Origin of the sequence: Achromobacter insuavis (assembly GCF_902859645.1) — a bacterium.
GTDB classification, from domain to species: domain Bacteria; phylum Pseudomonadota; class Gammaproteobacteria; order Burkholderiales; family Burkholderiaceae_B; genus Achromobacter; species Achromobacter insuavis.
In genome coordinates, this window is sequence record NZ_CADIJR010000065.1 from 18,251 (window position 1) to 30,879 (window position 12,629).

Annotated in this window: 11 protein-coding genes; 7 read left to right on the forward strand and 4 right to left on the reverse strand. The window is 70.8% G+C overall.

Annotated features, from left to right (window positions below; translation table 11 throughout):
• Window positions 1-5: 5 nt before the first annotated feature.
• The 4 genes from H0523_RS24530 to H0523_RS24545 are packed head-to-tail and all read right to left on the reverse strand — an operon-like array spanning window position 6 to window position 4,916.
• The gene (locus H0523_RS24530; RefSeq protein WP_054428843.1) at window positions 6-869 is read right to left on the reverse strand and encodes an ABC transporter permease; all 864 of its coding nucleotides are present in this window, start codon (window positions 867-869) and stop codon (window positions 6-8) included.
• Window positions 870-881: 12 nt separating this feature from the next.
• Window positions 882-1,823, reverse strand: a complete 942-nt coding sequence (locus H0523_RS24535; protein WP_054428844.1) for an ABC transporter permease — start codon at window positions 1,821-1,823, stop codon at window positions 882-884.
• Between the two features lie 15 nt (window positions 1,824-1,838).
• A complete protein-coding gene (locus tag H0523_RS24540; RefSeq protein WP_054428845.1) occupies window positions 1,839-3,422 on the reverse strand; it encodes an ABC transporter substrate-binding protein in 1,584 nt (527 codons plus the stop codon).
• 60 nt (window positions 3,423-3,482) lie between these two features.
• On the reverse strand, window positions 3,483-4,916 hold the full coding sequence (locus H0523_RS24545; protein WP_054428846.1) for an amidase: 1,434 nt from the start codon (window positions 4,914-4,916) through the stop codon (window positions 3,483-3,485).
• Window positions 4,917-5,263: 347 nt separating this feature from the next.
• Between H0523_RS24545 and H0523_RS24550 the strand changes: the two genes are divergently transcribed.
• The 7 genes from H0523_RS24550 to H0523_RS24580 form a co-directional block, all read left to right on the forward strand.
• Window positions 5,264-5,791 (forward strand): sigma-70 family RNA polymerase sigma factor, encoded by a 528-nt coding sequence (locus tag H0523_RS24550; RefSeq protein WP_054428847.1) that lies wholly within the window; start codon window positions 5,264-5,266, stop codon window positions 5,789-5,791.
• A gap of 26 nt (window positions 5,792-5,817) precedes the next feature.
• Window positions 5,818-6,822 carry a FecR domain-containing protein gene (locus H0523_RS24555; protein ID WP_238924843.1) on the forward strand — a complete coding sequence of 335 codons (1,005 nt, stop codon included), beginning with the start codon at window positions 5,818-5,820 and terminating at the stop codon, window positions 6,820-6,822.
• A gap of 140 nt (window positions 6,823-6,962) precedes the next feature.
• Window positions 6,963-9,476: a TonB-dependent receptor gene (locus H0523_RS24560; protein WP_082404303.1), complete on the forward strand. Its 2,514-nt coding sequence runs from the start codon at window positions 6,963-6,965 to the stop codon at window positions 9,474-9,476.
• Window positions 9,477-9,618: 142 nt separating this feature from the next.
• Window positions 9,619-10,080: a hypothetical protein gene (locus tag H0523_RS24565; RefSeq protein ID WP_054428848.1), complete on the forward strand. Its 462-nt coding sequence runs from the start codon at window positions 9,619-9,621 to the stop codon at window positions 10,078-10,080.
• Window positions 10,081-10,168: 88 nt separating this feature from the next.
• Window positions 10,169-10,633: a hypothetical protein gene (locus tag H0523_RS24570; protein WP_054428849.1), complete on the forward strand. Its 465-nt coding sequence runs from the start codon at window positions 10,169-10,171 to the stop codon at window positions 10,631-10,633.
• A 29-nt stretch (window positions 10,634-10,662) separates the two neighbouring features.
• Window positions 10,663-12,042: a S41 family peptidase gene (locus H0523_RS24575; protein ID WP_156350978.1), complete on the forward strand. Its 1,380-nt coding sequence runs from the start codon at window positions 10,663-10,665 to the stop codon at window positions 12,040-12,042.
• A 92-nt stretch (window positions 12,043-12,134) separates the two neighbouring features.
• Window positions 12,135-12,629, forward strand: a 495-nt coding sequence (locus tag H0523_RS24580) for an MmgE/PrpD family protein (RefSeq protein ID WP_180180176.1), incomplete at its 3' end; no start/stop codon positions are given.

A 12,629-nucleotide genomic window follows, 5' to 3' on the forward strand; every position in this document is an offset into this window, starting at 1 on the left:
GTGCATCAGCCCTTGCGTTGCCGCGCCATGCGCGGGTCCAGGCGGTCGCGCAGCGCGTCGCCGAACAGGTTCACGGACAGGATCAGCAGCGCCAGGTAGATGCCCGGGAACAGGACGATCCACGGCGCGCGCTGGAAGAACGGGCGGCCCTCGGAAATGATGCTGCCCAGGCTCGGGATCTCGGGCGGAAAGCCCAGGCCCAGGAAGCCCAGCACCGCCTCGATCAGGATGGCCGAGGCGCAGATGAACGTGGCCTGCACCACCAGCGGGTTGATGGTGCTGGGCAGCACGTGGCGCCACAGCACCCGCCAGGTGCGCGTGCCCATGCCGAGCGAGGCTTCCACGTAGGGCTCCTCGCGCACCGACAGCACCACGCTGCGCACCAGCCGCGCCACCCGCGGAATCTCGGGAATGGCGATCGCGGTCACCATGGTCGGGATGGTCGCGCCGCCCAGCGCCACCATGGCGATGGCCAGCAGCAGGCCGGGAATCGCCATGATGCCGTCGATGATGCGCATGACGATCGCGTCCAGCCCGCGGAAGTAGCCGGCCAGCAGGCCCAGCAGCAGGCCCGCGCAGATCGAGATCACGCTGACCAGCGCCGCCAGCGTGATCGACAGCCGGCCGCCGTACAGCACCCGCGAGAACAGGTCGCGGCCGAGCGAATCGGTGCCCAGCCAGAAATCGGCGCTGATCGGCTTCAGGCGCAACCGCGGCGCCAGCGCGGCCGGGTCGTGCCAGGTGATGAGCGGCGCCAGCATCGACAGGCCGACCAGCGCCACCAGCAGCGTCAGCCCGGCCAGCATCAGCGGATCGCGCGCCAGCACCGGCCAGAAGGAACGAGGATGAACCAGGGTGTTCGTATTCATGGAGATCCGGCCTCAGTAGCGGATGCGCGGATCGAGCACCACGTACAGCAGGTCGATCGCCAGGTTGATGAAGACGTACACGAACGAGAAGAACAGGATCGTGCCCTGCACCACCGGATAGTCGCGCGCCAGCACGGCGTCGACGATCAGGCGGCCGACGCCGGGAATGTTGAAGATGGTCTCGGTCACCACCACGCCGCTGATCAGCGTGGTGAGGGCCAGGCCGATCACCGTCACGATCGGCACCGCCGCGTTGCGCAGCGCGTGGCGGTACAGCACGTAGCGTTCGGGCACGCCCTTGGCCCGCGCGGTGCGCACGAAGTCCTCGCCCAGCACCTCCAGCATGCTGCCGCGGGTGATGCGCGTGATCAGCGCCACGAACACCGTGGCCAGCGTCACGGTCGGCAGCACCATGTGGTAGAGGAAGGTGACGAAGCCGGCCGCCAGGCCCGCGTAACCCTGCACCGGCAGCCAGTTCAGCTTGACCGAGAACACCAGGATCAGCAGGTAGCCGACGACGAAGGCCGGCACCGAGAACGCCAGCACCGTCACCGCCAGCGTCACCCGGTCGATCAGCCGCCGGTGCCACCAGGCCGAGAACACCCCCAGCGGAATCGCCGCGCAGACCGTCAGCAGGATGGCGCACAGCGCCAGCGCCAGGGTCGGGCCGAGCCGCTGGCCGATCAGCGTGGCCACGGGCTCGCGGGAAATGATGGATGCGCCCAGATCGCCCTTGAGCAGCGCGCCCATGGCCAGCGCGTACTGCGTCAGCAGCGGCTGGTCCAGCCCCATCTGCGCGCGCACCTCGCTCACCGCCTGCTCGCTGGCCATGTCGCCGGCGATGATGCGGGCCGGATCGCCCGGCGCCAGCCGCAGCAGCAGGAACACCACCGTGGCCACCACCAGCATGACCGGGATGGCGGCCAGCAATCGCTTGAAGATCAGATTCAGCATGACGATTCCCCGGCGCTACTTCGGCGAGGTCCAGAACAGGGGAATCGGCGCATCCACCATGTCGGCGAACTTGGCGTCGTAGCCCTTGAACTTGGAATAGCCGCCCAGGGGAACGTAGATCACCTGCTCATAATTGCGGCGCTGGATCGCGGCGGCCGCCTCGCGGCGCGCGTCCTCGGTCTTGGCCTGGGCGAACTGGTCGCGCAGGCGCTCCATCTCGGCGTCGTGGGTCCAGCCGGGATAGGTCGAGTCGGCGCGGCTGTCCAGGTTCGGGTTGGCCACCGGCGAGGTCAGGTCCAGGCTGGAGAGGTTCGACTGGAAGATGCTCCAGCCGCCCTGCGCCACCGGCTCCTTCTTGCTGCGGCGGCTGAGCAGCGTGGCCCAGTCCATCGACTGGATCTCGACGTTCATGCCGATGCTGCGCAGGGCCTGCGCGGTGACCGGCGCGATGTTGGCGAAGATCGGCAGGTCGGTCGGGTGCAGCACCACCACCTTCTCGCCCGCGTAGCCGCTTTCCTTGAGCAGCTGGCGCGCGCGCGCCAGGTCGGGCGCCTGGGTCTGCGTCGCGCCGTCTTCCGAGGCATAGGGCGAGACACAGGTCAGCACCGCGCCGCAGACCTGGTAGATCGCCGGATCGCCGATCTGCGCGTCCAGGTAATCGACCTCGCTCAGCGCCGCCAGCGCGGCGCGGCGCACCTTGACGTTGTCGAACGGCGGCTGCAGCCAGTTCATGCGCAGCGTGAACATGTTCGAGTTCTTGCCATACGACTTCAGGGTGATGCCCTTGGCGTCCTTGAGCTGCGGCATCAGGTCCGGCGGCACGTCTTCCATGAAGTCGATCTCGCCGTTGCGCAGCGCGTTCACGGCGGTCTGGCTGTCCGGGATGTTCACCAGTTCGAGCCGGTCGATCTTGGCCAGCTTGCCGCCGGCGAAGGCGCTGGCCGGCTCCTGGCGCGGCACGTAGTCGGCGAACTTCACATAGGTGGCCTTCACGCCCGCCTGGAAGTCGGCCTGCACGAATTTGTAGGGGCCGGAGCCGATCACCTCGGTGATCGCCTGCGAGGCCGGCACGGACGCGATGCGCCGCGGCATGATGAACGGCACCGGCGAGCTTTCCTTGGCCAGCGATTCCAGCACCAGGCCATAGGGGGCACTCAGCTTTAGCGTGAAGGTGTCGGCGGCCGGCGCGGCCAGCGCCGCCGTCACGCTTTTCAGGCGGTTGCCGATGGTCGGGTCGCCAGCCTCCCAGCGCTGCAGCGACGCCACCACGTCGGCCGCGGTGACCGGCGCGCCGTCGTGGAACGTCAGGCCCGGCCGCAGCTTGAAGGTGTATTCCAGCCCGTCCGCCGACACCGTCCAGGACGCCACCATCTGCGGTTGGGGATGGCCCGTCGCGTCCATCGAGAACAGTGTGTCGTACACCAGATAGCCGTGGTTGCGCGTCACGTAGGCCGAGGTCAGGATCGGGTCGAGCACGCGCAGCGGCGCGTGCATCACGAACCGGGCGGTGGTCTGCGCCTGGCTGGCGCCCGGCACGGCCGCGAGCGGCGCCGCCACGGCCAGCAGCAGTGCGGCGGAAAACAGGATGGATCGCTTCATTTCTTCCCCTTGTATGGTGTGGAACGACGCTGCCGCCCGCGCGGCGCGCCGCGATGCGGATCAGGGCAGCAGGATCTGCCGACCGGCCCAGGGCGCCGCGCGTTCGAGCTCGGCCGCCAGCCGCAGGATCTGGTCCTCGCGGCCAAAATGCCCGATCAGCTGGCTGGCCACCGGCACGCCCGCGGCCGTCCAGTCCAGCGGCAGGCTGGCCGCCGGCTGGCCCGAGGCATTGATCACCGCCAGGAAGGTCGCGTAGCGCGACACCTTTTCGCGGAACGCCCAGAACCCGCCTTCCAGCGCCAGGTCGCCCAGCACCGCCGGCAGCTGCGCCAGCGTCGGCGTCAGCACCAGGTCGACGCCCGTCATGGCCGACTCGATGGCGCGGCCGATCGCATGGAAGCGGTTGATCGAATCCACGTACTGCGTGGACGACAGCCCGCGCCCGATCGACAGCCCGTCGCGGATCACCGGCTCCAGGTCATCGTCGCGCAGGTCGCGGCCCAGCGCGGCCAGCCGCGCCTGCACCGCCAGCACGATGTTGGTGGCCAGCACCGTGCCGTGGGCGCGCACGAATCCGGAATAGTCCAGGTCGGGCAGCGGCGCCTCCACCACCTCGTGACCCAGTTCGCGGCACAGCCGCGCGGTGCGGTCGACGGCGGCCAGGCATTCCGGCGCGATGGCGATGCCGTTCCAGGCCTGCCGCCAGACGGCGATGCGCAGCGGTTCGCGGCGCTGCTCGCGCACCGAGTCCAGGTACGAGCCGGGCTGCGGCGGCGCGGCGTAGGGCGCGCCCGGCGCGTAGCCGCCGATGCCGTCCAGCGCCGCCGCCGTGTCGCGCACGCTGCGGGTGATGACGCCCTCGCAGGCCATGCCTCCCCAGCCTTCGCCGCGCGCCGGCCCCATCGGCACCCGGCCGCGGCTCGGCTTCAGGCCGAACACGCCGCAGCAGGCCGCGGGAATGCGGATCGAACCGCCGCCGTCGCTGCCATGCGCCACCGGCACGATGGCCGCGGCCACCGCCGCCGCCGCGCCGCCGCTGGAGCCACCGACCGAGCGGTCCAGCGCGCGCGGGTTCAAGGTCGCGCCGCCATTGCGGCGGGCTTCGGTGGACGGCCCCATGCACAGTTCCGACACCGTGGTGCGGGCGAAGGGCACCAGCCCCGAGGCCTCGAAGCGCTCGGCCAGCGTGGCATCGAACGGGTACGACACGTCGTCGAACAGATGCGATCCCAGACTGGAAGGGAAGCGCCGGCTGGGCAGCCCCGAGTCCTTCAGCAGGAACGGGATGCCGCGGAAGATTCCGCGCTGGCGCCATTCGGCGGCCAGGGCCTTGCCCGTTTCCGGCTGCACGTAGGTCAACGCGTTCAGCGGCTTGCCGCGCCGCTCCGCCAGTTGCAAGGCGCAGTCCATCAACTCGGCGGGCTGCACTTCCTTGCGCGCCAGCAATGCCGCCAGATCCAGGCCGTCCAGCCCTTCGTACTCGTCAATCCGCATGCGGTTCCCCAGCTTGGACGGTCCTCGCACCCACCCGAATCGGGCGTCCGGCCGTCGATATTCATCTACGCCACAAGTATTGATTGGCAATACTTCGATAGCACATATAAATATTCTAGCCACGGATTCGCCGCGCAAGCAATGCGCCGCGGATCAGGGATTTCCCGTGCGCATCCCCCGCCAGGCGCGGCAGCGCCGCAGCCGGAACGAGGCGGCGCGCGCCCGCTGTTCCGCCTGCGGCGCGTTGTGTGAGGCGGCACGTTTACGCTACGATGATTAATTCTCATTTTCGATTCAAAGCCCGCGCCGCCAGCCGACGGCGCCGGCCCCCTCCCAGCCCTGATCCCGTGAGCGCCTCCGACTGCCCGACCCCTGCCGCCGCGCAGGCCCTCTATTGCGATCACCACCGCTGGCTGCGCAGCTGGCTGCACCGCCGGCTCGGCAATGCCGCCGACGCCGCGGATCTGGCGCATGACACCTTCATCCGGCTGCTGAGCAAGACGGTATTTCCCCGCTTCGGCAGCGTGGCGGAAGCCCGCGCCTATCTGCGCACGGTGGGCAACGCGTTGTGCGTGGATCTGTGGCGCCACCGCGAGGTCGAGCGCGCCTGGCTCGATGCGCTGGCCGCGCAACCCGAGCCGGTCACGGCCTCGGCGGAGCACCAGGCCATCGTCATCGAGACCCTGCTCGACATCGGCCGCATGCTGGGCCGCCTGCCGCACAAGGCCGCCGCCGCGTTCGTGATGGCGCAGGTCGATGGCATGCCGTATCGCGAGATCGCCGTCGAGCTGGGCGTTTCCGAACGCATGATCAAGAAGTACATGGCCCAGGCGATGCTGGAATGCGCGCTGATCGAAGCCGGATTGAAGGCTTGACCATGCTGGCCGGCGACGCGTCTTCCGTGCCCGCAGACAATGGCGACGACGCCGACGAGCGCGGCGTCACCGTCGAACATCTCAAGCAGGCCGCCGACTGGTACGCGACGCTGGGCGATGCGGCCGTCTCCGACCAGGAACGCGCCGCGTGGCGCGCCTGGCTCGCCGGCTCCCCCGCCCACGGCCGGGCGTGGCAACACATCGAGGCGGTCAGCCGCAAGTTCATGCCATTGCGGGAGACCAGCGCCGGCGGCGCCGCGGCCGCGGCGGGCGTCGCCGCCGCCCGCCGCTCGCTGGCCACGCGCCGCCGGGTCGTCAACGGCCTGGCCGGCATCCTGGGCCTGGGCGCGGCGACGTGGCTGGGATGGCGCCACACACCGTTGCCCGCGCTGGTGGCGGCGCTGCGCGCCGACTACGCCACCGGCACGGGCGAACGGCGCGAGCTGCGGCTGGCGGATGGCTCCCGGGTCTGGCTCAACACCGGCACCGCGCTGCAGGTGCGCTACCAGGACAGCATGCGCAGCCTGGCGCTGCTGGCCGGCGAAATCCTCATCGAGACCGCTCCGGACGCCCAGGGCAGGCCGTTCTTCGTGCAGACGCGGTTCGGCCGGTTGCAGGCCCTGGGCACCCGTTTCACGGTTCGGCTGACCGACCAGCAGACACGCCTGGACGTGTTCGACGGCGCCGTCGAGATCCTCACGCAATATGGCGGGCAACGGCGCATCGAAGCGGGCGGGGCGGCGCGCTTCGACGACCGCGCGCTGACCCCGCTGGATGGCGCCGACGACATGCGCGCGGCCTGGAGCAAGGGCATCCTGCTCGCCGACAACATGCCGCTGGGTGACCTGCTGGCCGAACTGAGCCGCTACCGTCGCGGCCATATCAACGTGGCGCCCGCCGTCGCCAGCCTGAAGGTCATGGGGGTCTATCCGACCGATGACACGGACCAGGCCCTGGCCATGCTGGCGCAGACCTTGCCGATCCACATCCATCACTCGCTGCCCTGGTGGATCACGGTCGACGCCCGCTAGCCCGGCAATTTTCCCGCGTAGGACGGTTCCCCTTTTTCCGCCTCATCCGGTTCAAGAGATAAGCGTCGATCAGACAGCGCGCGCCCGCCGCCGCCCTCGCTGGTCGCCTCATCGCCTTCAACCTTCGAGGATAGCCATCCATGTACCGCCGTAGCCGCCTCCCGCACCGCGTCACGTCCGCGCCACGCCGCCTGACCGCGGGCAAGCCCGACACCGCCTTGCGCCCCCTGCTGCTCACCCTGCACCTGTCCATCGCCGGCCCCCTGCTCTGCGCGGCGGCCTGGCCCGTGCCGGCGCGGGCCGAGGCGGACGCCGCGCAGACGCGGCGCTATGACATCGCCGCCGGTCCGCTGACCACGGTGTTGAACCGCTTCGCGCAGGAGGCGGGCGTGCTGCTGTCCGCGCCCGGCGGCCTGACAGCGGGCAAGGCCAGCGCGGGACTGCGGGGAACGTATGGCGTGGAGGCCGGCCTGGCGACGCTGCTCTCGGGGCAAGGCCTGGAAGCGGTGCGCCAGACGAATGGCGCCTACCTGCTGCGCGCGCTGCCCGCCGCGACGTCCGGATCCCCCACCACGCTGCCCGCCGTGACCGTCACCGCCAGCGCCGAACCGGCCGGCGGCCTGCCGGCGCCTTACGCTGGCGACCAGGTCGCGCGCGGCAGCCGCATGGGGCTGCTCGGCAACAAGGACCTGATGGATACGCCGTTCAACACCACCAGCTACACCGCCGAACTGATGGAGAACCAGCAGGCCATCACCATCGCCGATGTGCTGGCCAACGATCCCTCCGTGCGCACGGTGTCCTATGGCCTGACGAACGCGGCGGCGGGCGGCGAGATCTTCATGATCCGCGGCCTGTCCGTCCAGGACTCGATCCTGCTCGATGGCATTCCCGGCATCATCTCCAGCCGCGCGGGCGCCGCCGAACTGGTCGAGCGCGTCGAGATTCTCAAGGGCCCGAATGCGCTGTTGAACGGCATGGCGACGGGCGCCGGCGGGGCCGTCGGCGGCGCGATCAATATGGTCCCGAAGCACGCGGACGACAAGCCCCTGACGCGCCTGACCACCACCTACCTGTCCGACGGCAACGTCGGCGGCCACCTGGATTTCGGCCGCCGCTTTGGCCAGGACGATCAATGGGGCATCCGCTTCAACGGCCTGTACCGCGACGGCAAAACCGCCACGGCCGGGCAATCGGTCGAGTTCGGCGCGGCGGTGGTCGGCATCGACTATCGCGGCGTCAATGCGCGCGCATCGCTGGACGCGGGACACCAGACGATGAACAACGAAGCGCCCCAGGGCGCGGCCGGGTTCGGCATCGATGATGGTCTGTCCATTCCCAGGCCGCCCTCCGCCAGGCGCCAGATCGCCCAGGACTGGGAGTATTCCAGGTCGACGAGCGATTACCTGCTCGCCAAGGCCGAGTACGACCTCAACCCCGACTGGAGCGTGTACGGCGCGGTCGGCGCCAGCAAGACGCGGTCGCGCTATCTGTCGACCGACCTGTTCGTCACGGACGCCGCCGGCAACGCCCAGGCCACCGTCTACTACTGGCCCAACTGGATCGAGAACCGGGTCGTCCAGGCCGGCGTGCGCGGCGCCTTCGAGACCGGCGCGTTCAAGCACCAGGTCAACCTGAGCGCGACCCACCTGACCAGCGACACGGGCTATACGAACGCGTACTACGGGTTCTCCAGCTTCACCACCAACATCTACCATCCCGTCAGCGTCAGCCGTCCGTCGACGGACGGCTTTTCGTCGAACCCGCCGCAGACCAATTCGCTGCGGCTGCCGTCCGTGGCGCTGTCCGACACGGTCTCGTGGCTCGACGACCGCATCGCGCTGACGTTTGGCGCGCGCTACCAGCGGGTCAGGAACATCGTCACCGACACCGGCATCGGCGTCGCCAGCGCCACCTACGACAAACATGCCATCACCCCCGTTCTCGCCGCCGTGATCAAGCCGGCGACGGACCTGTCGATCTACGGCAACTACATCGAGGGCTTGATCCAGGGCGACACCGCGCCGATGGGCACCACCAACGCCGGGCAGATGTTCGCGCCGATCAAGGTCAAGCAGCGCGAGGTCGGCGTGAAGTACGACTTCGGCCGCTTCAGCGGCACCGTCAGTCTGTTCCAGATCGAGAAACCAAGCGGCCTGGCGGTCGCCAACGGCGACGGCACCTCGACCTACCAGGTCGGCATGGAACAGCGCAATCGCGGCGTGGAGCTGAACGTCTTCGGCGAAGCGGCGCGCGGCCTGCGCCTGCTGGGCGGCGTGGCCTACACCGATCCGCGCTTGACCAAGACCGATGGCGGCCTGTACGACGACAAGATCGCGCCCAACGTCTCGCGCTGGCAGGTGAACCTCGGCGGCGAATACGACCTGTCCGCCCTGCCCGGCCTGACGCTCACCGCGCGCATGACCTCCACCAGCCCGCAATATCTCGACCAGGCCAATACGCGCCGCATTCCCGGCTGGACGCGCTGGGATTTCGGCGCCCGCTACAAGACCCGCGCCTGGGATCGCCCGCTGGTGCTGCGCGCCGGCATCAACAACGCATTCGGCCGCGACTACTGGTCGGGCAGTTCCAGCAACTGGCTGTATCTCGGCCAGCCGCGGACCATCAGCCTGTCGGCGACGATGGATTTCTGACACGGCGGCGACGGGCGGTCGCGGCACGGCCGCCTGGATCTTGTCGCACCTGTAACCGCCAGCGAAACATGGCGGCTGATAAGATCGCCGCACGCAAAAAAGCCAGGCGCCGCGTGCCCGCACCGGCGCCGCACTCCGCAGCATGACGAGACTTCTCCTTGCCTTTCTGGCCGGACCTTTCTGGTCCGCGCTGGTCATCGGATTGCAGGCCCATCTGTTCTGGCGCCAGCCCGATTTCATCGCAGCCGCCGAGCAGCCGGACTGGACCTTGATCGCCACCCTGCTGGGCGCGGCGGCGGGCGCCGGCGCCATGCTGCTGCTGGGCCTGCCCGCGCATTTCGCGCTGCGCCGCCGCGGCCGCGCCACGCTGGCGCCCTATCTGCTGGCCTTCACCGCCATCGGCCTGGTGAGCTGGTGCGCGCTGATCCTGCTTTCCTCGATATTCGGTCCCGGCGATCTGCGGCTCGCGCTGGCCATGATGGCCGACACCATCGTGTCGCGCCCCATCGTGCCGTTGACCGCCGCCGCGCTGGGCGCCGTGGTGGGCGCCAGCTTCTGGCGGATCATCCGCCCCGACCGCCCGCGCACGCCGCCAACCCCATGACCGCCTTGTCCGCCGGCCCGCATCCGCGCGGCCGGCAGCCAGGACTTCCACCCACCGACCCGTCCGCTCCCGGACCAGGAGGCCACGCATGACCCGCCGTATCCCTCTCGCCTGGACTGCCGCCGCATTCGCCCTGTGCGCCGCATCGACCGCCGTTGCCCAATCCGACCGCGAGGTCGTCGAGACCACCGTGGCGCGCAGCGCCAACGTATGCCCCGGACACAGCAAGGAGCGCACCACCCCCGCCGTCAAGCTGGTGCCGGTGGGCGGCCTGCGCGTGCTGCTCGACAAGGGCCTGGTGATATGCCCCGACCGGCGCCTGGACGCCGACGCGCCCGCGGCCTGGTACGGCCAGTGGGGCGTGTACGCCTGGAACCCTGAGGTGGACGGCGCCGCCAAGCTGGTGGCGGCGCAGATCGACAGGATGACGCGCGATGAGAGCTTCCCCACCGACACGCTGGTGTGGGGCCCCAAGGGCGAGGCCCTGAAGAACCGCACCGTGCCGGCGTTCGAACCGCGTCCCGGCGCCGCGGTGCGCGTGAAGGTGCAGTGATCGGCGCGCGCCAGGCGTCCCGGCCCCGCTTGCCGCGGCCCGCGCTCGCGCTGCTGCTTGCCTGCGGCATCGCGCTGGCGCCGCCCGCCCGGGCACAATCGCGCCAGCAGGTCGAAGGCACGCTGGCCGCGGCGCTGACGCAGCTCACGGACCAGTACGTCGACCCGCTCGATTCGCGCGCGCTGGCGGTGCATGGCCTGCGCGCGCTCGCCGCGCTGCCCGGCGCCGCCGACGACGCGCGCAAGGCGTCGATCGCGCAGGCGATCCAGGCCGAGGACAAGGCCGCCGGCATCACGCCGCAGACCCGCATCCTGGCCGACGAGATCCTGCGCTTTGACGCGGGCGCGCCGCGCGCCGCGGCGCTGGAGGCGGCCCTGCGCGGCATGCTGGCCAGCCTGGACGCCCACAGCCGCGTGGCCACGCGCGCCGAGATGGCGCCGCCGCCGGCGTCGATCGGTCTCGAAATGTCAATGCAGCAAGGCGCCCTGACCGTCGAGCGCCCCCTGCCCGGCAGCCCGGGCGAACGCGCCGGCATCCAGGCCGGCGACATCATCGCGAGCGTCGATGGCCGCCCGACCGCCGGCCTGCCGCTGCCCGAGGCGGTGGCGCTGTTGCGCGGCGCCCCGGGCACCCGCCCCCAGGTGGTGATCCAGCGGCCCGGCGCCGCCGCCCCGCTCGTCATGCACCCCGTGCGCGGCCCGGTCCAGGCGCCGCCCTCGGTGCGCCCGGAATGGGCCGGCGCGGTGGCGGTGATCCGGATCTCCGCCTTCCAGAGCCAGACCGGCGAACAGCTGCGGACCGCGCTCGATACCGCGATCGCGGGCAACGGCGCGCCCCTGGCCGGCGTGGTGCTGGACCTGCGCGGCAACAGCGGCGGCCTGCTCGAGGCAACCCAGGACGTGGCGGGCGCGGTCCTGGCCGAAGGCACCCGCCTCGGCAGCCTGCGCGGCCGCACGCCGCCCAACACCGTCACGCTCGTTGCCCGGCACGGCCGCCTGCCGCACGACGTGCCGATGGTGATACTGGTGGACGCGCGCACCGGCGCCGGCGCGGAAATCGTCGCGGCGGCGCTGCAGGACCATGGCCGCGGCTTGCTCATCGGCGCGCGGACCGCCGGCGCGGGCACGATCCAGACCGTCCTGCCGCTGCCCGACGCGCAGGGCGCGCTGGTGGTGACCAGCGCGCGGGTGTACCGGTCCGACGGCACGCCGCTGGACCGCGACGGCGTGACCCCGGACCTGCTGCTCGACAGCGCCACGGGGCGCATCACCGTGCGCGCCGCGATCGCGGCCGATTTCAACCAGCCGATGGCGCAGCGGATACGCGCGGCCCTGGCCGCGGCCCCCGCCGGCGCCGATCTGGCGCGGCTCGCGGCGCTGACCGCGTTGCAGGGCGCGGGCCGGCGATAGGCGCGGCGTCCCGGAGTGCGCGCCCGCCATGGCGCTTGACAAATCGCCTATCGTTTCGTTGAATGAAAAATATTCCATTCAACGAAACGACGATGACTATCTCCGCTGAACACACTCTGGTGGCCCACCTGGCCGATCTGCAACGGCGCCAGATCTCCCCGACCACGCGCGCACGGCTGGCGCAGGCGCTGCTGGACTGGTTCACCGCGGGCTGGTCCGCCGCGGGCACGCCGGCCGCGGCCCGCTATCGGCGCGTGGCGCTCGACTGCCAGCCCGGCGCGGGACCAGCGCCCGTCTTCGGCGGCCCGGCCCTCAACGCCAATGGCGCGGCCTTCGCCAATGCCGCCATCGCCCATATCCGCGAAATCGACGACGCGCACCGCGCCGCCATGCTGCACCCGGGCGTGGTGTCGGTCACGCCGGCGCTGGCGCTGGCGGCGGACGGCGGCATGACGCAGCGGCGGGTCGCGGACGCCATCATCGCCGGCTACGAAGTCTCGCTGCGCCTGGGCGAAGCCCTGGGCACGCGCCATGCGGCGGGGTTTCACGCCACGGCGACGGCGGGCGCGGTGGGCGCGGCGGCGGCC

Bases quoted from the DNA above. Each gene is read 5' to 3' on its own strand.
- H0523_RS24530 (WP_054428843.1), bottom strand. From the start codon at position 869: ATGAATACGAACACCCTGGTTCATCCTCGTTCCTTCTGGCCGGTGCTG.
- H0523_RS24535 (WP_054428844.1), bottom strand. From the start codon at position 1,823: ATGCTGAATCTGATCTTCAAGCGATTGCTGGCCGCCATCCCGGTCATG.
- H0523_RS24540 (WP_054428845.1), bottom strand. From the start codon at position 3,422: ATGAAGCGATCCATCCTGTTTTCCGCCGCACTGCTGCTGGCCGTGGCG.
- H0523_RS24545 (WP_054428846.1), bottom strand. From the start codon at position 4,916: ATGCGGATTGACGAGTACGAAGGGCTGGACGGCCTGGATCTGGCGGCA.
- H0523_RS24560 (WP_082404303.1), top strand. From the start codon at position 6,963: ATGTACCGCCGTAGCCGCCTCCCGCACCGCGTCACGTCCGCGCCACGC.
- H0523_RS24565 (WP_054428848.1), top strand. From the start codon at position 9,619: ATGACGAGACTTCTCCTTGCCTTTCTGGCCGGACCTTTCTGGTCCGCG.
- H0523_RS24570 (WP_054428849.1), top strand. From the start codon at position 10,169: ATGACCCGCCGTATCCCTCTCGCCTGGACTGCCGCCGCATTCGCCCTG.